This is a genomic window from Anabaenopsis tanganyikae CS-531, assembly GCF_029891675.1.
Classification (GTDB): Bacteria; Cyanobacteriota; Cyanobacteriia; order Cyanobacteriales; family Nostocaceae; genus Anabaenopsis; species Anabaenopsis arnoldii.
In genome coordinates, this window is the sequence record NZ_JANQDF010000173.1 from 32,029 (window position 1) to 53,462 (window position 21,434).

At 41.6% G+C, this 21,434-nt stretch carries 15 protein-coding genes; 8 read left to right on the plus strand and 7 right to left on the minus strand.

All coding sequences use genetic code 11. From position 1 onward, the window contains the following. Position 1: 1 nt before the first annotated feature. Positions 2 to 1,756: an FAD-dependent oxidoreductase gene (locus NWP22_RS16880; protein ID WP_271734580.1), complete on the minus strand. Its 1,755-nt coding sequence runs from the start codon at positions 1,754 to 1,756 to the stop codon at positions 2 to 4. A gap of 132 nt (positions 1,757 to 1,888) precedes the next feature. Here NWP22_RS16880 and NWP22_RS16885 point away from each other — a divergent pair, with 132 nt between their 5' ends. The 4 genes from NWP22_RS16885 to hetR all read left to right on the plus strand — a co-directional run bounded on the left by NWP22_RS16885 (position 1,889) and on the right by hetR (position 8,930). After that, on the plus strand, positions 1,889 to 2,935 hold the full coding sequence (locus NWP22_RS16885; protein WP_271734612.1) for a zinc-dependent dehydrogenase: 1,047 nt from the start codon (positions 1,889 to 1,891) through the stop codon (positions 2,933 to 2,935). A 119-nt stretch (positions 2,936 to 3,054) separates the two neighbouring features. Continuing rightward, on the plus strand, positions 3,055 to 4,293 hold the full coding sequence (locus NWP22_RS16890) for an inorganic phosphate transporter (RefSeq protein WP_280802137.1): 1,239 nt from the start codon (positions 3,055 to 3,057) through the stop codon (positions 4,291 to 4,293). 828 nt (positions 4,294 to 5,121) lie between these two features. Next, the gene (locus NWP22_RS16895) at positions 5,122 to 7,173 is read left to right on the plus strand and encodes an EamA family transporter (RefSeq protein WP_342393885.1); all 2,052 of its coding nucleotides are present in this window, start codon (positions 5,122 to 5,124) and stop codon (positions 7,171 to 7,173) included. An 857-nt stretch (positions 7,174 to 8,030) separates the two neighbouring features. Next, entirely contained in the window at positions 8,031 to 8,930 is a 900-nt protein-coding gene (hetR, locus tag NWP22_RS16900) for a heterocyst differentiation master regulator HetR (RefSeq protein WP_271734578.1), read from the plus strand. 499 nt (positions 8,931 to 9,429) lie between these two features. On the opposite strand, the gene NWP22_RS16905 is transcribed toward hetR, so the two are convergent. Further along, positions 9,430 to 10,050, minus strand: coding sequence for a hypothetical protein (locus NWP22_RS16905; RefSeq protein WP_271734573.1), 621 nt, complete (start codon positions 10,048 to 10,050; stop codon positions 9,430 to 9,432). A gap of 812 nt (positions 10,051 to 10,862) precedes the next feature. On the opposite strand from NWP22_RS16905, the gene NWP22_RS16910 reads away from it, so the two are divergent. Continuing rightward, positions 10,863 to 11,804 carry an N-acetylmuramoyl-L-alanine amidase gene (locus NWP22_RS16910; protein WP_271734572.1) on the plus strand — a complete coding sequence of 314 codons (942 nt, stop codon included), beginning with the start codon at positions 10,863 to 10,865 and terminating at the stop codon, positions 11,802 to 11,804. Between the two features lie 88 nt (positions 11,805 to 11,892). Here NWP22_RS16910 and NWP22_RS16915 read toward each other — a convergent pair whose 3' ends face one another. Continuing rightward, a complete protein-coding gene (locus tag NWP22_RS16915) occupies positions 11,893 to 12,870 on the minus strand; it encodes a CHAD domain-containing protein (RefSeq protein ID WP_271734571.1) in 978 nt (325 codons plus the stop codon). Positions 12,871 to 13,310: 440 nt separating this feature from the next. Between NWP22_RS16915 and argJ the strand changes: the two genes are divergently transcribed. Then, positions 13,311 to 14,579 (plus strand): bifunctional ornithine acetyltransferase/N-acetylglutamate synthase, encoded by a 1,269-nt coding sequence (gene argJ, locus NWP22_RS16920; protein ID WP_271734570.1) that lies wholly within the window; start codon positions 13,311 to 13,313, stop codon positions 14,577 to 14,579. 100 nt (positions 14,580 to 14,679) lie between these two features. Here argJ and NWP22_RS16925 read toward each other — a convergent pair whose 3' ends face one another. Beyond that, positions 14,680 to 15,999, minus strand: coding sequence for a proton extrusion protein PcxA (locus NWP22_RS16925; protein ID WP_271734568.1), 1,320 nt, complete (start codon positions 15,997 to 15,999; stop codon positions 14,680 to 14,682). A gap of 87 nt (positions 16,000 to 16,086) precedes the next feature. Between NWP22_RS16925 and NWP22_RS16930 the strand changes: the two genes are divergently transcribed. Together NWP22_RS16930 and msrA are read left to right on the plus strand one after the other, a co-directional pair. Continuing rightward, the gene (locus NWP22_RS16930) at positions 16,087 to 18,231 is read left to right on the plus strand and encodes a recombinase family protein (protein ID WP_280802138.1); all 2,145 of its coding nucleotides are present in this window, start codon (positions 16,087 to 16,089) and stop codon (positions 18,229 to 18,231) included. A gap of 127 nt (positions 18,232 to 18,358) precedes the next feature. Next, positions 18,359 to 19,027 carry a peptide-methionine (S)-S-oxide reductase MsrA gene (msrA, locus tag NWP22_RS16935; RefSeq protein ID WP_271734566.1) on the plus strand — a complete coding sequence of 223 codons (669 nt, stop codon included), beginning with the start codon at positions 18,359 to 18,361 and terminating at the stop codon, positions 19,025 to 19,027. 59 nt (positions 19,028 to 19,086) lie between these two features. Here the strand turns inward: msrA and NWP22_RS16940 are convergent, their stop codons facing one another. The 3 genes from NWP22_RS16940 to NWP22_RS16950 form a co-directional block, all read right to left on the minus strand. After that, the gene (locus NWP22_RS16940; protein WP_280802139.1) at positions 19,087 to 19,707 is read right to left on the minus strand and encodes a 4Fe-4S single cluster domain-containing protein; all 621 of its coding nucleotides are present in this window, start codon (positions 19,705 to 19,707) and stop codon (positions 19,087 to 19,089) included. 153 nt (positions 19,708 to 19,860) lie between these two features. Then, a complete protein-coding gene (locus NWP22_RS16945) occupies positions 19,861 to 20,316 on the minus strand; it encodes a cupin domain-containing protein (RefSeq protein ID WP_280802140.1) in 456 nt (151 codons plus the stop codon). A 430-nt stretch (positions 20,317 to 20,746) separates the two neighbouring features. Beyond that, positions 20,747 to 21,250, minus strand: coding sequence for a transposase (locus tag NWP22_RS16950; RefSeq protein ID WP_342393886.1), 504 nt, complete (start codon positions 21,248 to 21,250; stop codon positions 20,747 to 20,749). Positions 21,251 to 21,434: the final 184 nt, after the last annotated feature.

The window sequence follows — 21,434 nt, forward strand, 5'->3', positions numbered from 1 at the left end:
TTTAGGATATGTCCACTTCTTCAGCTATTAACCAATAACCAGCATGATTTAAGTGACCCCAAATAGTTAGGGGTTGCCCATCTATTAACCTTTGTAGTTTTTCCTCTATGGGCGATCGCAAGGTCACAATCTGCCAAGTTTGACCATCATAGTCATCTGGTGTTGTCATGGTAAATTGGTAATCCTGCTGATTTCGCCCCTGAAAAATACCTGTAAAACAACTTACACTGTGTGTTAACACTTGTTTACTCTCTAAGTAAATAGGGTAATTTCCACTGAATGGATAGGCTTGAGGTTGATTTAAATAATACAATTGCCAATTTATCCATGCAGGATTTTGGGCTGATATATCTAAATTAAATAAAGGTACAATAGCCCCAGGCGCTTGCAAGTCTGTTAACAGAGCAATTTGCAGTTGTCTCACAGGTAAATCCCTCGGCTGACAATTCAACTCCACACACATAGCTGCAGCCATTCCCGCAGCTTGACCAATACCCATCACCACAGGTTGTAATCTAGTAGCACCATTGGCAATGTGAGATACAGAAATATTCTTTTCACAAACCAATAAACCATCTGTGATTCTGGGGATCAAGCACCCATAGGGAACAGTAAAGGGTGTACCAGTCCAACGCCCCCCCCAGCATATAGATTTAGGTTGCAGTGGTAAATTGAATCCAGGATAATGATGGTCGTTAGCGTAATTACCCACAGCAATGGTATCGGCACACAAAGGGGCGACCCTACCCCCAGACATGGGTAAAATATCCTGTTCTACCACAGTAGTTACCCCCACCAAGCGGCGACTTTCCCGGTAGTAAGGATGCAAGGCAAAAGCACCACAGTTACCCGGAAAAACTGACTTAGCCAAACCATAGCGCCTACCCAAGTTTTTTTGGATAAAATGAGCAAAATTTTGGCTATGCCAGCGACATTCTTGTAAAAATTCTTTTTTATCTGCTTCTGATTCGATTAATCTTCCTACACCTTCGCCATAGTCATTACCACATATAGGCCAGTTGATCATAAATCGACCACCCGGCAAACGTCCATAATTTAAGAACTTCTCAGCCCCATAATTATCCCAAGCACCGGCAAACAAGGCCGGATCATAATTGGGGGATCGGATAATTTCCGGAGCAATACTTTCACCAAAATCTTGCATCACTACCACCCAAGTAGGGGCTTGCACCGGATACCTTTGTGTGACATAATTAAAATCCGCTGGGGCGCTGCTTTCTCCCCACTGAGATTGTAATTCCCAGCCCCAACGGTGAGGTATTTCTGCTAAAGCCAATAAATCCCCCAATTCTGTACCGTCAAGAATTATCTTGGCAGTAACTGTGAAGTCGGCAAACCGCGCACCAGTTATACAATTCCCCAGCTGCAATACTTCTTTTGGTACCTGTCCAGAAATCCAATGCAGATTCTCTAATTCTTCCACCCAATCAGTAAAAATCTTGGCTCCAATGCCGGGATCATAGCTAAAAAAGCTCACCCAACTATTATCTAATCCCCCCGGCTGTCGCCGCCGTAATTCTTGTAAAAATGCGCCCCATAAGCCAGTTTGAAAAGCCATTAACTCATTCCCATCGGGTGCAGATACCCCTGCGGATGTGAGCATTCCCCCTAACCAAGGAAACTCACTGACTAAAATGGTTTTTGCTCCCCTTCTTGCTGCTTGAATGGCCGCCGCAGTTCCCCCAGTTCCTCCGCCTACAACTAAGACATCAGCTGTATATGTCTGATGAACCATCACTCCACCTCGGTCAATTTTTCATGATTTTATTTCATTGGGAAAATTTAATCTTAAAAGGGAGGATGACAGTTGATTATTTCAGCTCGACTAAATGTTAAATCTAATAAAGATGAGTGGGAAAAAACAAAGGTGAAAGCACAAGTATTTAGAGGTGTCAATCAACTATCATACGAAGAAATCCCAGTCCCGAACCTAGAACCGGATGAGGTGCTGGTACAGGTGAGAGTTGTGGGGTTGTGTCAGTCAGATATTAAAAAAATTCGTTATCCTTTGTATGCACCACCGCGGATATTTGGTCATGAAACAGCCGGAACTATTGCCGCTGTAGGTTCTCAGGTACAATCTTGGCAAGTAGGACAACGGGTAGCGGTGATGCACCATATCCCCTGTATGCGTTGCTCCTACTGCCTCAATGATAATTTCTCTATGTGCGATGTCTATAAAAATATCTCTACCACAGCCGGATTTAATCCTAGCGGTGGCGGTTTTGCTGAGTATGTCAAGGTTCCAGGACATATTGTCCAAAATGGGGGGTTAATTCCCATTCCCGATGAGATCAGCTTTGAAGAGGCGAGTTTTGTAGAACCGACTAACTGCTGTCTCAAAGCTGTGAAAAAAGCCCAAATTGCTCCGGGACAAACTGTTCTAGTAACAGGTGCAGGACCGATTGGGTTAATGTTTGTCATGTTGGTTAAGTATTTTGGGGCGAAAGCGATCGCCACTGATTTATTACCATCGAGAATTGAGAAAGCCCTGAATGTGGGTGCAGATGCGGCTTTTGATGCGCGGGATCCTGATTTACCAGGGAAAATTCACGCCTTGACTGGGGGGATGGGCGTTGATGTGACTCTCTTAGCGGTTCCCAGTGATAAGGCTTTCTTTCAAGCCTTGGAATGTACCCGCAAAGGTGGTAAAATCCTATTCTTCGCCGAATTTCCCGATCAAGTAGAAATTCCCATTAACCCGAATATTCTTTACCGTCGGGAAATTGACTTGATGGGTAGTTACAGTTCATCCTATCGGCTTCAGGGTTTATCAGCGGATATTGTGTTTAATCGGCGTATCGATGTCCAAGCCTTGATTAGCGATCGCTATCCATTACAAGATTTATCAGCAGCCGTAGCACAAGCGATCGCACCTACACCAGAAACATACAAAATTTTAATTTATCCGTAATCCGGGCAAACAAGATAACAGCAGAAAATATTTATAGCGCTGCTCGTGATTTGAGGATAGTCCCTTGCTATTGATTGATCACACAATCGCTGTGTTCTTTCCATCTACCCCCTACCTAAATGTCCATTACCTTAATTTTCATCGCCCTACTAGCCTTTTACGTCGCCTGGAATCTCGGCGCTAATGATGTCGCCAACTCCATGGGAACCTCTGTAGGATCCAAAGCTATCACCCTAAAACAAGCAATAATTATTGCTGGAATTTTAGAGTTTACGGGCGCTGTATTATTTGGGCATGAAGTATCCCAAACCTTAGCCACGAAAATTGCTCATCCTGCTTTATTCACTGCTACACCAGAAATTTACATAACTGGTATGGTCACAGTCTTAATTACCTGTGGTTTGTGGCTGCAAATTGCTACCTCTCGCGGTCTACCTGTAGCTTCATCTCATGCAGTGGTCGGTGCGATCGCCGGATTTAGTTGGGTAGCTGGGGGAGGAAGTGCAATTAATTGGTCATCCATTGGCTTAGTCAGCATAGGCTGGATTTGCACACCAATTATTAGTAGTGCCATTGCGGCTTTATTCTACAGTCAAATTAAGCACTGGATTTTACAACAACCAAATTCAATAGCACGGCTAAAACAGTGGATTCCCTGGTTGAGTGTAATTATACTCAGTATATTCGGTGTAATTGTTCTCCCTTCCTTAACGGAACCCCTGACCAACTACTTAAATCAGCAAGTAGGTTTAAACCTACCCAGTTATGACATTCCCTTATTTACAGGTGCTGTTGCAGCTGTTGCACTCACGGTGATTAGTTGGCGACAGTTAGCAGCACAGGGAGCAGAAGTAGAACGCCTATTCGCTCGCTTTCAAGTTCTCAGTGCTTGCTTTGTCGCCTTTGCTCATGGTTCTAATGATGTGGGTAATGCCATAGCTCCTTTAGCTACTATCGTGTATATTAATCTCACTGGTAGCGTACCTATTAATGGCATCACCATCCCCATCTGGATTCTAATCCTTGGTGGTGCTGGTATTGTCGCCGGTTTAGCTGTGTGGGGTGAAAAGGTAATTGCTACCATTGGCGAAAATATAATTTCTTTACAACCTAGTAGTGGATTTTGTGCCGAACTTGCAACCGCTACTACCATCCTGCTAGCCTCTCGGTTAGGCTTACCTGTATCCACCTCCCATGCTCTTGTTGGCGGTGTGATTGGTATTGGAATGGTGCAAAATACCAAATCAATTAAATTTCGCACTTTACAAGATATCGCAGTTGCATGGATAATTACAATTCCAGTGACTGCAATCCTGAGCGCTGTCATCTTTAGTACAGCCAGGATTGTATTCCTATAATATATAGTATTCCTATAATATATAGAAATCCGTTTTGATTTCTGAATTGATTTGTCTAGGTAGGGAACAGGGAACAGGGAATAGGGAACAGGTAACAGGTAAGAAGAATTGCCGTTTGTACTGAGTCTTGTTCAAAAATCAAAATAGAAATCCGTTTTGATTTCTGAATTGATTTGTCTAGGTAGGGAACAGGGAACAGGGAATAGGGAACAGGTAACAGGTAAGAAGAATTGCCGTTTGTACTGAGTCTTGTTCAAAAATCAAATAGGAGTCCTATATATTATTCTTTATTTATGTTCATCAAATGATACTTATCTACCTTCTACCTCAAACTCATGTTGCTACAACGCCAAAAGCAGAATGTGTTTTTGCAGAATAACAGTTAATTGATTAAAATAGTTTATAGAGGATAATTATACTGGGAATTTCTGGTGATTACGAGTTTAATAGATATTAATAATGTGACTTATCACACAAGATACATTCAGACAAAATTAACATACAAGCCCATAACTTTTTTCATACTGTGGTCTTAATATACTTACTCATAAGTTGTTAGGAATTACTGTTACTGCTAAAAAAACAGTATTTATATGCGGTATGATGTTTTTCTGTCATCAATTCTCCGTAGAGAACCGTTAATTTAGATAAGTCTGTCATGAAAAGCAGTTCTGTGATAGTGAAGATAACAGAGTATAGTATGGCTGTTATGTAAATAAATAAATTTAGATACTTTGCCAACCGGGCACTCAGCATGACAAAATTACCTTTAGGTCTACAGTTTCTACGAAAGTTTTCAGCCAGTCTGACAAAATCCAGAAACTGAGTATGAGTACCAAGCCAGTTGACAAAAAGGAGCTTTATCTTCCAGGTGTTAGAGGTGAGAAGCTAATGGGGCGATTTGAGAAGCGACCAGACAACCAGCGAGTTAGAGGTGATCTATCCAGAGCAGCAGAGACAGCTTTATGGGCTGTAGTGGAGGACTTAGAAAGTCTCCAGCAAAATGTGCTCAGATCCTTACAGGAACAAATAAAACGGCTTCAGGCGGATAAAAGTCGTTTATCTGACGAAATTCAGCAGTTATTAGAGGAAAAAGAACACTTACAAAAGGTACGGCAAATCACCGAACAGCAAGTGTTAATCCGTCAGTTATCAGAAGCCTTAGCAAAACATATATCTTCGCAACTGCAATTATCACTGGCCAGTTTAGCTCGCAAATCAGTAGAAGGTGATTCTCAGGAAACACCTGCTATTCAGTCAGCAGGGAACAACAGTCAGAATGTTGAACAGATGCTTGCTACTTTGAATGATACCCTGATTATTAGCCTTAACTCCTTACAACAGGATCTGAAAAGTTATCAAAATCATCTTTCTCAACAGTTGTCTCAAGTGCAGAGCCAACAGCAGCAAGGGGAAGTGATGGCACAGGAGTTGATTAATCATCTGCGTGCTGAACTGGTCAAAACCATGGAGGAAATCTCTATATCAGCAGTCAAAGCATCACCTCCTGCCATTTTACACCCATCGGAGTCACAGCTACCCCGTTCTTCTCAGACACATTTACAGTCAGGAGTAATCGAGACTAGCAGCAGCGACCCCAGTTCTACTGGAGATTTATCAGAAAGTAACAATATTGATCTTTCTACACTAGGTTTATCGTCGAACACAATATCATCTCTAGGGACTAAACCAAATTCTCTACCCGATAGAGATGTGTCTGAACCTGAAACCCCATCACCACCAGAGGTGACGGAATCGAGTTTATTAACTAGTACTTTATCTGAACCCAAGACTAAAACCCTTAGTTCTGAACCAGCAACTAGTCCAGAAGTAAAACCCCCATCACGACGGTCACTTAGCTCCCGCAGGTTTTCGCCAGTCCAGGTCGGTTTCTTGCTGGTTGTGTTGTCAACAGTCGTATCATCGCTATACAACATAGTCATCAAGTGGATGTTTTTTAAACCTCAGGACAATTTGGGAGTTTTGGAGATACAGGGAGTTATTTCGCCAACACTGGGAAATATATTTTTAATTTTAATGCTACGTCTGCTGGTAGTTGTGCCACTAATGTTGCTCTTGGCTCCCATGATGCATCCACAAGTATGGCAAGATATACAAACTCTGGTGGAATCATTAGGTGGTAACTCTACTCCGAATCGTAGTCTGAAGAAACAAAGAATTTTACAGATGTCGATCGCCAGTGGTTGTTTTCTGTTTGTATCTCAGGTGCTGATCTACCTTGCTATTGGTCAGGTAGCTACTGGAATGGCGATCGCTTTGTTCTTTGTCTACCCCATGATCAGCGGATTTCTCTCATGGTTACTGTTCGGCGATCGCCCTCATGGATTCCGATTTGCTGCTATGGTTGCTATTTTATGCGGTGAATTAATGGTTTTAGGCGGTTCTAGTACCATGGGTACGAGTATTTTTAATCTGGGAAGCACCACGGGTATTTTAGCTGGTTTAGCTTTTGCATGCTACGTGATTTTGACAAGGATATGTGCTAGTAAACTGCATCCAGTGTCTTTTACGTTAGTTAATTTTAGCACCATGTTCCTGTTGACCTTTATCTGTTTGATGCTACCTTTACCAAGAAACTTGAATATTAGTGTTGAGCCTTCTAATTTGCTGGAACTTATTTTGATTGCTTTTATTTTGGGCGTTCTAACTCTAGTAGGTTATGTCCTCAACAATGTTGGTATTCGCAAATTAGGTGCTTTACGATCAGCGATTATTGGAGCGGGTGTGCCAATTTTAACTTTAGTTTTTGCTGCTTTAATACTTGAGGAAAGCTTGGCAGTTGTGCAAGTTATGGGAGTGTTATTTGTAACAATTGGCGTAGCAGCTTACAGTTTGGAGAAAATGCTCCCCTCCCCTTAGAACTTTTTCTAGTTGGCAAAATGACACAAAGTCCAGACCTGACACAAGACTACCAGGGGAAAACCACACTAGCTGTCACGACTCCTTTAGCCTACATCCCCGATGCCCCAACGTAGCTTACTTGTGTCGTCCTTTTTTCATTTTCAGATGAATTCTTCAGTGAATATATTGATGTTACTTATATAGTATATGTATTAATATTTACTTATGTTTTTTAGCATAGTACTTTCTGAGAATCAGAGATTTATTCGGGCTCATGTCCAGCCCGAAGAGCTAATGAGGCTATAAATGATCATCTTTGGGTAAATATCAGGGAAGCTTGACAAATAATTGCATATTAAGCATTTTAATGCTATTGAGGTGGGTATTGAAAATAAATTACTTTATATAAAATTAATACAAAACCAAGCCAAAAAAGAATATCATATTCTAAGAAAATAAAATGTATGTTGAACTGAGAATTATCTGCTAAATTTTAGGTAGATAACTTTACCTTAGAGCAACTGCCTATACTCCCAAAAAATGCTGAAAGTTTTAACCAACAGGGTTACAACATCTTGGCAAAGCTGCCTGTGAACCTAATGGCATCAGGTTCACCTTATGGCTAAATAAGTCCCAACCACGAATGGAAATCTGTAAACAACCAACGGATGCTGGAAGCTTATTGAATCCATGCGAGAGTTATTGTAGTCAGATATACCCACTCGATTATCATGTGCGACTCCCGAAAAATTGGGAATTCAAGGATAATAAGGATAATTAGCTGGAAACTGAAGACACTGGCGGCAATTGGATGTATAATAGTTATTACTGTGTGACTAACAAATCTGTAAACTTGCTATTCAACTGTCTGTAATATGAATAACGACATAGATCTGATTAAGCGTCTTAGCCCTAGTGCCATGGATCAGATCATGCTTTATCTGGCTTTTAGTGCCATGCGGACGAGTGGGCATAGGCATGGAGCATTTTTAGATGCAGCAGCAACGGCGGCTAAATGTGCGATATACATGACCTATCTAGAGCAAGGACAAAATCTGCGGATGACCGGTCACTTGCATCATCTAGAGCCGAAAAGGGTAAAAATCATTGTGGAGGAAGTCAGACAAGCGCTAACAGAAGGGAAATTATTAAAGATGTTAGGTTCTCAAGAACCTCGCTATCTGATTCAATTGCCTTATGTTTGGATGGAAAAGTTTCCCTGGCAACCAGGGATGTCTCGTGTACCTGGGACGAGTTTGACCGGTGAAGAAAAAAGACAAATTGAGCAGAAACTACCGAGTAATCTGCCTGATGCTCAATTGACTACATCTCTTGAGTTTTTGGATCTGATTGAATTTCTACACAGGCGATCGCAAGAGGTATTGCCACCGGAGCATCAAATGCCCTTGAGCGAAGCCTTAGCAGAGCATATCAAGCGTCGGCTACTATACTCGGGTACAGTCACGCGCATTGATTCTCCTTGGGGAATGCCCTTTTACGCTCTTACCCGTCCTTTTTATGCGCCAGTAGACGATCAAGAGCGCACATACATCATGGTGGAAGATACAGCCCGGTATTTCCGGATGATGAAAGATTGGTCAGAACAGCGGCCAAATACCATGCGAGCCTTAGAAGAACTTGATATACCATCCGAAAAATGGGATCAGGCCATGGCAGAATTGGATGAAATCATTCGTGCTTGGGGGGATAAATATCACCAAAGCGGTGGGATTCCTATGATTTTGCAGATGGTTTTTGGGAGAAAAGAAGACTGATAGTCGAGGTGTTATAGCATTAACACCTTTTACTATGACAGTGGGATGTAAATATGAATACTATACTCTAAAGGTAGGGGCTGCTCTTTCGCTGCAACGCTGCTGAAGTGACTGCGCTTTTATGCACCTAGAGGGGGCGATGGCATCTAGGGGAGAACAAATAGTTTTAAGTGCTTCCCTGAAACCAGGAATCTCCACCTCTGGGGACTGGAGAGTATCAACTCTTGGCAGTGCGGGATCAAACCGGGATAAAACACTTAAAAAACTCACAAGCAAGAGCTTTTAACTTTTAGTCCTCCGTGCTAGGGAGCATACCCGCGCCTAATCTAGAGGTAAGTGAATTTATCACCAATGTCTGATATAATTAAGATAGTTTGTTACTGACAGATCCCTGATCTCATGGCATTTGTATGATGCCATTATCTGACTTTCTTCATGGGGAGGGGAACCCCATCCACCATGGGGCGGGGTACTTCATACAGCTAATTTATTCGATTACTCAATAATCTACAATGGGAGTGACCTCAAAAGAAGGACTAAATTTTGTGGGAACTCTAGGCGGTGCAGATGGAGGTGAAAAGCCACTCACACTGTCACTGGCATCAATACAAGTATCCATTGCTTGGGTAGGTGCAATATCCATCACACTACGTAAACCCACCACACACTGAGCGAAACGCTCAGGTAACAAACTACGCATACAGTAATTTAAAACTCTTGTGTCTACGGTTTTTTCGGTATTAATACTGACATCAACAACACAAGTAGATAAATCTTGGGGTCGCCGGGATTGCTCACAGGAAGAGAGAGCATCTACGGCACTAATTTGAGTTTGCTGATTAATTCTCACCACGCAAGCCGATAAGTCTCTCGGACGCAGTGCTTTTGCACATCCTTGTGATACAGCTTGTTCAGTTAGTCCCAAATCCAACAGTCGAGCTGTACAGACACGGTAATCATTAGCGTTAGAAACAGCCACACTGGGATTGGGGATCATCACCGCCAAAAATCCAGCTATAGCCAAAACTGGCGTTGTCAAATGCATCCTTTTACTCTCAAATCTTCCCAGAGTTGAACTACCTTGGGAGTTCCCAGCTTGACTCAATTTTTTTTTCCTCATCGCCTTTCTCCAAACACCCAAGGTTATGCTAACTCAAATTTATGCCTAGTATGGTAGCAAACCAGGAAATTTAGCGCAATTTTAATCACCCGCAGCTAAATCTTGACAGATTCTAGGGTGGCGGGGAAACAAGTTGTATTGCTTGAGAGGTTAATCCGAGACAGTTTAAACAAGGCTAAGAGGATGTTTGATAAGTTTTCAACAGGTAATTTTTATCTTAGGGAACACCGAACACACCGAACACACCGAACAGGGAATGGGGAACACACCGAACACACAAAAAACAATAAAATCCAGTCACCTTTCCCTTATAAAGGGAAAGGTGAGGGGGGGGTCAAACAATAGTTGATACACTAATCATGACTTGACAAACATCCTCTCAGGCTAACTTTTTTGACGGGTGTGCTAAGTTTCCCAGATTTCAATGAAAGCAGCATAAGCAATCAATTCAATATCGCCAAAATGTTAAGATTGCAGGGGATTGTTTAGAAGTTCCCAAAATTGGTTTGATTAAGGCAGTCTTTCATAGACCAATTGAGGGTAAATTCAAAACCGTTACCCTGAGCAAGACCCCTACAGATAAATATTTTGCTTCCATCTTCTGTGAGGTAGAGGGTGACTTTAGTGAACTCCTTGGAGATAAAATCCTGGGTGTTGATTTGGGATTGAAAGACTTTGCTGTGGGTATCTGTCAATCAAACCAGAAGCCTACAGTGTAGCGTCAGGTCAGTGTAGGTAGTTCACAACCTGATAATTGGCCTAGTATAACCAGAATAAATTAGAACTTAGAAGCAAAACTAGAGGTTCAACACATGAAATTTGGCATTGATATTGGTCATAATTCGCCTCCAGACACAGGTGCTGTTGGGATCAAATCTGAGGATGTTTTAAATACAGATGTGGGGAATAGAGTTATCTCAAAGTTAAGGGCTTTGGGACATGAAGTCATAGTCTGTAAACCAGATAGGTCTACTTCCGTCTCGAATTCACTGTTCCAAAGAATTAATACCGCCAATACTAACAAAGTTGGAGTTTTTGTCTCAATACATTTTAACGCTTTTAATGGTCGGGCTAATGGTACAGAAGTATTTGCAACTAGTGATGCTGGAAGGAAAATTGCTCAACCGGTGTTAAATGAAATTGTCAAATTAGGATTTTTTAATCGTGGGGTTAAAAGTGGGTCTCACTTATATGTCCTGAAAAATACTAGGATGCCTGCCATTCTTATAGAATGCTGCTTTATTGATTCACCAAGAGATATGAATATCTTTGAATCGGAGGCAACTGCTAATGCCATCGTCAAAGGCTTGACGGGTGAACTGCCTAGCACCCCTGTTAATCCGGTGCCAGATGAAGAGTTGAATATAGACACTACAGTTATCAGACTGCAGAGAACCTTAAACCAATTACAAATTACCGATAGTAATGGTAGGCCTTTGGTAGAAGATAACATCATGGGACAGGCCACAAGCTCGGCAACAGTCAATTTTCAGAATATTGTCGGACTATCACCCACTGGAGTTGCAGACACAAGTACCTGGAATGCGATTAATCTGATTTTAGCTAAACGAATAGTCAGACCTAACCACGCTGGCGGTGAAGTTGTCAGATATCTACAACACCGTGTCGGTGCTGGTGTGGATGGTATCTATGGACCCCAGACAAGAACAGCCATTAGGGCATATCAAAGACAAAATGGTTTACTTACCGATGGTATTGTTGGACAAATGACCTGGCAAAAATTAATTGGTTAGCTTCACTAGACTTACCAGCAAGCAATCAGTGGGGGCTTCCTCCACTGGGGGCAAATACAATTGTACATGTCATGGGGCAAGCAAATTCTCAATCTTGTGTAGCCATAAGGTTGAGTACTGTTAAATGAAAACTGTGGCGATGTTGAGTTTGCAAATAGCGCTCTTGCAAAGGTTGCCATTGCTGCCACATTTGATAACGATTTTCTTTTAATAAACTGGTGAGGGTCGGTAGTTGGGCATCAAGTGACTGGAATACATCCTCCAGCCACTCACCCATCACCACACTATCTTGCATCTTTCCTAATATGTCTTGGATACTTTTGACTTCCGCAACATAACCTGCGTAAGATTCACCATATAAATCACTAAATAACTCCATTTGGTAACGCAGGCGTTTGGCTTGTTTACGTAAATTGTGAATGCTCGCGCCTTTAGTTGTCAATTCCTGTTCTATGTTTTCTGCTGGCCAGTTTGTACAAACTTCTACATCTGCATCTATAATATCAGTCCCCACTAGCCACCCCGGATGTAGTAAAAAACTACTCACTTCAGGTAAAAGTAAATCCGGTAACACTTGTTCAATGCTTAGAGATGCTAAAGGTTTATAAATAGGTTGATCTAACCAAAGTAACAATCCTTGTTTGAGAGAATTGTAAGCTTCCCCTTGTAATGTTTTCCGCGTCCGCGATAATGCCTTTTGGCGTTGTTTACCTAAAACATTTAAAGCTGTTGCCAGTACTTTTTGTTCCTTGGGAGGTAAATATGGTTGGTAAAGGGTTTCTAAAGTTTCTTTAAGTACATCTATATCCCTGAGATTACCTAAATTACTGGCAATTTTACTGATTTTTTTGTCACTAGCTGACTCCGGTAAATTCAGTACCAAATCCAACCTACTGATTGCAGTACGTAGGCGACGCATCCCGACTCGCATTTGATGCAATCCTTCTGGATCCTCATCTTTTTTTACTGCTGTCTCCCATTTCACAGTTTTTTTCAGGTGTTGTTGAATTGCCTGGTAAGCATATTCCTTGATACTTTTCACTGTGGGTTTTACTACCAATGTCATAATTCAAAATCAAATACTGAGTTAAATGATTGTATATTAACATTAGTTAAAAAATTGTATTTGTATATTCTCCTTTATGAATAGTAACCAATAATACCGTTACCACTTGATGGTGTTTATTCCTAATCTGGAATTAAGAAAATTATATGTCGTTTAAGAAAATATTAACAAAATAATTGCAATCACCTGGTAATAAGCAGTTTTAGCCATATATTCAGACCTACATACCTTCGCCGTTCAAGAATATTGATACAAAAGATAAATAAAGTGTATGACACCTCATATCTAAAATGCTATACTGTGCTATGTGGATGCACCCTGATGATCTGGAGAGCTGCCCATGCGGCTCTCCTTATTTCATACCCGGCAAATATCTGGTGGTTGTGAAGAATTGGTATAATCATCGCCAGTTAATCAGCTAAGAGTGGCGGGAGAAAAAAATGGCAGATTGGCAGGAAATTAGTGGCGGTGTTACAGCTCCAAGAGGTTATCAGGCTGCGGGGATCACGGCGGGACTAAAGCCTTCGGGATTGCCAGATTTAGCTTTAATCTGGTCCGATGTAGAGGCGATCGCAGCTGGTGTATTCACCACTAGCCAAGTTAAAGCCGCCTGTGTAGACTATTGTCGCCAACGCCTACAAGCCAAACATAGCGCCCGTGCAATCCTCTGCAATGCTGGTCAAGCCAATGCTTCCACAGGTATGCAAGGTATGCATGATGCTGTAGAAAGTGCCGAAATATTAGCGCGGGAATTAAATATCCCCCCGGAATCGATTTTGCTAGCTTCCACCGGTGTGATTGGTCAACGCATGAAAATGGATGCCCTACGTGGTGGTATTCCTCAGCTAGTAGCAGCACTCTCCCAAACAGGTTCGGATGCAGCAGCCAAGGCAATTGTCACTACAGACTTGGTAACAAAATCTATTGCTTTAGAAACAACTATCGGCGATCGCCCAGTGCGAATTGGTGGTATTGCCAAAGGTTCCGGGATGATTCATCCCAACATGGCTACTATGTTAGCATTTGTGACTTGTGATGCAGCCGTTTCATCTCATTTGTGGCAACAAATGTTAAGTAGGGCTGCCGATCAAAGTTTTAATTCCATTACCGTAGATGGTGATACCAGCACCAACGATAGTTTAATTGCTTTGGCTAATGGTCAATCTCGCACACCAGCAATTACCGAAATCGGTCCAGAAGCTGAAAAATTACAGGCCATGTTGACAGCAGTCTGTCAGCATTTAGCAAAAGCGATCGCCCGTGATGGTGAAGGTGCAACCTGCTTAATTGAAGTTCAAGTCACAGGTGCTCATGATCAAGCTTCCGCCCGTCAAATTGCTAAAACCATTGTAGGTTCATCTCTGGTTAAATCTGCCATCTTTGGACGTGATCCCAACTGGGGACGTATCGCCGCCGCCGCCGGACGTGCTGGCGTACCCTTTGAGCAAGACAACTTACAAATTAAATTAGGCGATTTCCTATTATTAGAAAATGGTCAACCAGTATCATTTAACCGTGCAGCAGCCAGTGCATATTTAAAACAAACTGCGGCTGACTCTTCTGTGTATCACGACCATCTCCCAGGACAAAGAATAGATAATCCGGTCATTATTGCAGTTAAGGTTGGTAATGGACATGGTTCTGGTAAAGCTTGGGGGTGTGATTTGAGTTACGACTATGTAAAAATTAACGCCGAGTACACCACTTGAGTTAAAGCTGAGAAACACCCCGGTGCGGTAATGACTCGGTATAAAGCCTAGCTCTTGCATCTAGATTTCCCGAATTTATTACCGCAACATTGATGATTTTTTACTCATTCATATTCCGATATGTAGCCACAGCAGAAGGTGATATGCGGTTTAAATAACGGAAAATCCAGTACTTAAAGATGGTATCCAAAATCACCGGGAATGTAGCAATAAATAAGAAAATAAAATCTCGGTTAGCTGGTAAGCCCCAATGACGTGATACACTCTCTAAAATTATTTCCCAGCCATGGGGAGAGTGGAAACCGACAAAGACATCAGTAAATAAAATAATAATAAATGCCTTAGCACTATCACTTAAACCATAAACAATATTATCAAAGAAATCTTTTAACACCATAATCGAAGGCTTGCTAATCAGCAGCAAATAAATAAAAGCACCAACAGAAAAAATATCTGAAAAAACATTTTTAATGGCGTTAGCACTTTCCCGACGAAATTGTTCGGCAATTTCATGGGCTTTTTCCTCCATCTCCATTTCCATCTCTTCCCCAGATAGTCGCGGTGCGCCACTAATCAAATTTTTAAACTTGATTTTTTCTTCAAATCTTTGCATTTCTAATAATGCTTCTTCCTCCATTTCCAAGTTGAGAAATATTGGTACTGTTTCCTCACTTCTGAAATGATTAACCAGCGGACTTACTACTAATACCTTAGATATTTGATGGGTTAAGAGAGGAACTATTATTAATAATAAAATCAATCTAATGGCTATTATGGTTCTTCTTTGATTATGACGAAAGTTTTTAATAACATCTTCTTCAGCATTGGGATCTAATTCAACTTGCAGACGACTGATTGTACCTAAAAGCGAACGGGGTAATATTCCAACTGTGTCAGATTTACCGCGCTTTTTTTGATTCTGTTCTTGATTTTGACTTGGTAGTTTTGGTGCAGATGGTTGAGAGTTAGGCGGAGTAACTTTGACTATTTGAGGCGGATTTACTAACTCCGGGTAATTGACCTCAGAATCCAAGTTATGATACTTACAGATAACTTGATCAATGAAATTTAATTTCTCTAAAATGGCAGACGGAGTAGGATATTCTATACCGGTTTTCCTCGCAGCCCTGTGATGAGATTCATTAGAAAACCAACGACTGGCTCGAAACTCTGTCAGTCGCATCCGAGCAATTTTTAATTGTTGCTTTAAAACTGACTCAAAATAATCCATCACACTGTTACTGTAGATGTCTGAATTTATCTCTATTTTGTTACCAGCGAAATGCTCATTTTCTACTAATTTAATCTCTAATGCTGCCTTATAAGCTGCATCCAGTGAACGCTCAGGCGTGAGTAAGTACCATCTGTAGGCAGACAATAAAAACGGGTAAACTTTCTGGCTCAAAATCGGTATTTTCATCGTCAGTAATTATTCATCATTGATGATTGATTATGATCATTAAGTTGAAATACGAAGTATAATAGCAAATCTACAAGGGGAGTATTTGTGATTTCTCATTCTATTTGGGTTGTGGGTCCTAGTCGCAGTGGTAAGACGACGCGCTTGGTAGAGAATTTGTCTAATTGGCTGCAAACTGAAAATTATAATTCCCCATTATCTGACACCGATAAACTAGGAAAGCAACCAGCCCAGTCCATACAACCACTCTTACATCTGCAAAAAACACATCCGGGGGTTTTGGTTTTAGCTGCAAATAGTGATAATCGTCGTACTTTGGCTGATCAAATCGCTACAGCTACTCAGGGAAAATATCCACTTCGAGTCAAAACGATGATGGGTTTTTTTCAAGATGAAGTTATTTTATTTTGGCCTTTATTAATTGAATCTTTAAATCTCAAAGCACAATTCCCCATAGTATTACGCCCCGAGACTGAACAAGAATTGGCTACAAAATTGTGGGGTTCCCAGTTGGATGCAGCTACTGTGCGTCGTGCAGGAGTGAACGAGTACCGTTTAGTACGCCGCCTCCTCGATTTATTACAATTAGCCGCTTACAGTGGTACGCGCTGTGAAGATATTGGTGAGATTTTGCAAACAGGCTTACAAGAAAATGCCATGGATTTAGATCCGGATTTTGTGGCATCTTTATTGCTAGGTTGGCGCAACTGGTGTTTAGAAAGGGGATTGCTTAGTTATGGGATAATTACTGAAGTTTATAGTCAGAAATTATTCAGCCATCCCAACTACCAACAGCACTTAAATCAACGCTATCAAGCTGTAGTGGCAGATGATGTTGATGATTACCCAGGAGTAGCGCGACAACTGTTTGATTTTTTGTTGGATCAAGGTGCAGTGGGTGCATTTAGCTATAACCCAGATGGTGCATCACGTCTGGGATTGGGGGCTGACCCCGATTATTTGCAGGGTTTAGCACAGCGTTGTCAGATTCAGACATTAACTACATCACCTTTACCAAGTTTATCAGATAAACTTTTGACCCCCATGCTAGACTTAATCACCCCCTCGATGATGTTATCTAGCTTACCACCACCAGCACGGCTAATTAAAACCACCTCTCGGGCTGAATTATTAAGAAATATAGCAAAGGAAATTACTCAAGCTATCAAAACTGGACAAGTTAAACCAGAGGAAGTAGCAATTATCGCCCCTGGTCTAGATGCGATCGCTCGTTATACTTTAGTAGAAATCCTCACCAAGCAAAATATACCAGTCCAATCACTCAACCACCAACGACCCCTGATTACTTCATCTGTGATTCGTGCATTACTGACCATGCTAACACTAATCTATCCGGGTCTAGGTCGCCTAGTACATCGAGATGCGGTAGCCGAAATGTTAGTTATCTTGAGTAGAAAAACAGCAGTTGTTGATCATTCTTCCTCATTTTCCCCCCGCATCGACCCAGTACGCGCCGGATTGATTGCAGATTACTGTTTTGTACCTCATCCCGACCATCCCCACTTGCTACCAGTTACCGCATTTGATCGCTGGGATCGCATCGGCTATGCCGCTACTACAGCTTATCATCAGATTTTACAGTGGTTAGAAAAACAGCGATCACCTTGCAGCAGCGCTACGCTATCACAGATGCGTTTAATTTCCAATCCCATTTCTGTTTTATTCCTAGCGATTCAAGACTTTTTATTGACAAATTCTCATCTTCCCTACGACCAAATGGCAGCATTGCGCGAATTGCTAGAAACTGCTCAACACTATTGGGAAATTCATAGCCGATTACAGCAGGGGAATTCCAGCACAACCATTGCTGAATTTATACAACTACTCCGACGTGGGACTATTACCGCCAATCCCTACCCCTTGCGTCCTATTGGACCAGGTAGCAAAGCTGTTACCCTCACAACTATTTTCCAATATCGTTCTAGCAGAACATTTCACCCTTGGCATTTCTGGTTAGATGTTGGTTCCCCGTTATGGGTAAAAGGTGGTGCGTCTATGCTATTTGGGTCACAATTATTCTTACAACAGAGGTTAGGGGAACCTTGGACAGCAGAAGATGAAAATCTGCTAGAAGAAAGAAGATTACCGCATATTTTGGCAGATTTACTCTCTCGAGTCAGCGATCAACTCTATTTATGTCACAGCGACTTGGCTATAAATGGGCAAGAACAATTAGGACGTATGTTATATTTAGTACATTCTATTGGGTAAAAGTTATGGCAGTGATCAAAATGCGAATCATCCATGAGTTTTTTCCGGGTCACCCTACGTCAGTGTAGGAGTATGTCACAATATTAAGTAACGTAAATAAATTTAAGACAAATCAAACTTAAAAGCTATGGGACTATTTGGATTTGGAAAAAAACTAACTATCCCCTCTCCAGAAGAAGCTTTACCAGGAAGAAGCTCATTAATGCCAGTACCTAATGAACATTATGTGAATCACAATCCCCTCAAACCTCCTTTTCCCGCCGGATTGGAAACAGCAATCTTTGGCTTAGGCTGTTTTTGGGGTGCAGAACGCAAATTTTGGCAACTTCCAGGAGTCTACACAACCGCCGTGGGTTATGCTGCGGGTAGCACCCCTAACCCCACTTATCATGAAGTGTGCACAGGAATGACTGGTCACAACGAGGTCGTATTGGTTGTCTTTGACCCCAAGGTGATTAGTTACACTCAATTACTCAAAGTCTTTTGGGAAAGCCATAACCCCACCCAAGGAATGCGCCAAGGTAACGACACTGGTACTCAATACCGTTCGGGAATTTACGTTTATTCCCCACAGCAGAAGCAACTAGCAGAAACATCCAGGGAAGCTTATCAACAAGCTCTCAACAAAGCAGGTTATGGTACGATTACCACAGAAATCTTAGATGCCCCTGAATTTTACTACGCAGAAGCCTATCATCAACAGTATCTCGCCAAAAACCCCAATGGTTATTGTGGTCTAGGGGGGACAAATGTTACTTGTCCCATCGGTGTTGTAGAATCTCAAGTTACCGGTTAATACAAAATTAACTACTCCTTGTGGAGACGTTCCCATGAACGTCTCCGTCTTGATGATAATTATTTGCTCAAACCGCCTTGATAACCAGTCACAATCCGGCTACCATCCTTGAGAATATGTATTTCTATCTGGTCGCTAGCCCAAGTCATCTGGTTTGCTAACTCTGGGTTAAAAACATGAACCCCTTGATTACTAGAAGAAACCAGAGACGTGGGAGAATTGATAGCTAGAGACTCCACAAAAGGCCCATCAATCAAGATATCTAGTTCTGCTAATAAGGCCTGAGAATCTGGGGGAGCAGATTCCGACTGTAATTGTTTAAGGGTGAACCCAGTAAAAGACATGATATTTAATCCCCCTGCTTTGAGCTTACGGGCTAATGCAGTTAATGCGGTGGCTTGCCAAAATGGTTCTCCACCAGAAAATGTCACACCTGTATTCTGAGGTTTGCTGAGGATGTTTTCAGCCAGAGTGTCAACAGCAATTAATTGATTAATCTCAAATGACCAAGACTCAGGATTAAAACAACCAGAGCATTCACGGGGACAACCTTGTACCCACACAACAGCACGACGACCAGGACCGTTAACCTCTGACTCATCCACATAACCCATGATGTTCAGATACCCCGGGGGAATTTCTGTCGGTGCTACAGATGGTTCGGTTGATTTAGTTTCCATCTCTATTCCTCTTTATTCCATAGTAAACCAATTGTCACCACAGGCTGCTTGACTCGCTGCTATTGATTTGACTAATAGAACTGTTCTTCTTTGAGCTTCTCTCACTCTTAAGGGTAGCAAAATTTATTCACCCAAAAGCATCTCTACAGTTTTTTAATAACCCATCAACCCATCTACTCTCCCTAACACCGCCATATCCTCCCCATCTAACTCAACGGGAATACCACTACGAATTAATTCGGAAAAATCTTCATTGGGAACCATCACAGTTAAAGTATACAACCGAGTCTTACCTGTGTTCTTAATCAAATGAGTTCCAGTAGGCGGTACTAACAAACTATCCCCGGATTTAATTTCCACAGTCTTACCATCACATATTGCTAGGGCTTCCCCCTTGAGCACAAAAAACATTTCTACCGCCCATTGATGACGATTCGGTGGTGTTTGACCCCCCGCGTCAAAAATTTCTACGCAGCAAGTGAGGGAAGTATTAGCATTCATCGAATCAAAAATAATCGCCAACCGATTAGAATCATCTGGACTAATCCGATATGTTTGATAATCTTTCGGAGACTTGATAATAGGAATTACACATTTAGTAGAGTGCATAAGCATAAATTTATCCCTGCCAAATTATTTGTCCACATTGCCCAACTGTTAATATTTAGAACACCGAACTAGGTTAACCACTATGAGTTTTTAATTCGGCTGAAGAAAAAAGGGTTTAAAGAATCAAGTTTACCCCACGCATCATCACAACGCTCTACTAGACTAGCACAGCTAAAGGAAATAACAGATAGTACGGCAAAAGTAAGATCTTTAAAAATCAGTAAATCATACTGTTGTATTAATAATACCAGTAATAGCCGTGATAACACAAGTAAGTTTTTTGCCAAGAATATGAATGATTTTCGGAAATTATCTGAGATTTTTTTGTCATAATTTTAAATTTTACATTTTACTGACATCTTTGTATTCTGGCAATAATGTTTACTTTAAAAACTTTTGCATCTATCTTTAGATAGATTTACAGCGATTTTCAGTTAAATAGACCACAGTGGTTGAACCAAGCGAAGGCATGATCTTCGGTAACATAATTTACAGCTTCAGCCATTGCTTTATCGAGTGATTCCGGGGTACGAGCCTCACAAGACGGAAGAAATTGCTTCAGTTTTGACCAACAAAGTTCGATAGGTGATAAATCAGGAGAATAAGGGGGCAAAAACTTGACTTTGGCACCGACGGACTCGATAGCAACTCTGACACGCTCGGCATGATGAACCTTAAGATTATCCATGACTACAATTGCCCCTTTCCACAACTGAGGAAGTAAGACCTGGGTAACATAAGTGAGAAACACATCAGTATTTGTACTTCCTGGTACAGTCATCGATGCAATCAGCCCATCGAGGTTCAAAGCACCAATCAAAGACACATTTCCACCCTTGTTTCCAGGAATACTACCAACAGCGCGTTCACCATTTACGGATCTGGCAAACAAGCGTGACATTGATAAATTTATTCCGGCTTCATCCACGAACACTAAATTTCAACACATCAATGTGATCTAAGCAACGTCGATAGTCATCAGGACTTACGCAACTGGCACAAATAGGGAGCGGAGGGAGCCGCGCCACGGGACAATTTCAATTAAACCAAGCACATAGGAATACTTGGGCGTTTGAGTTGCTGTATTAAATAATTAGACAGCAAATTATGCTTGATTT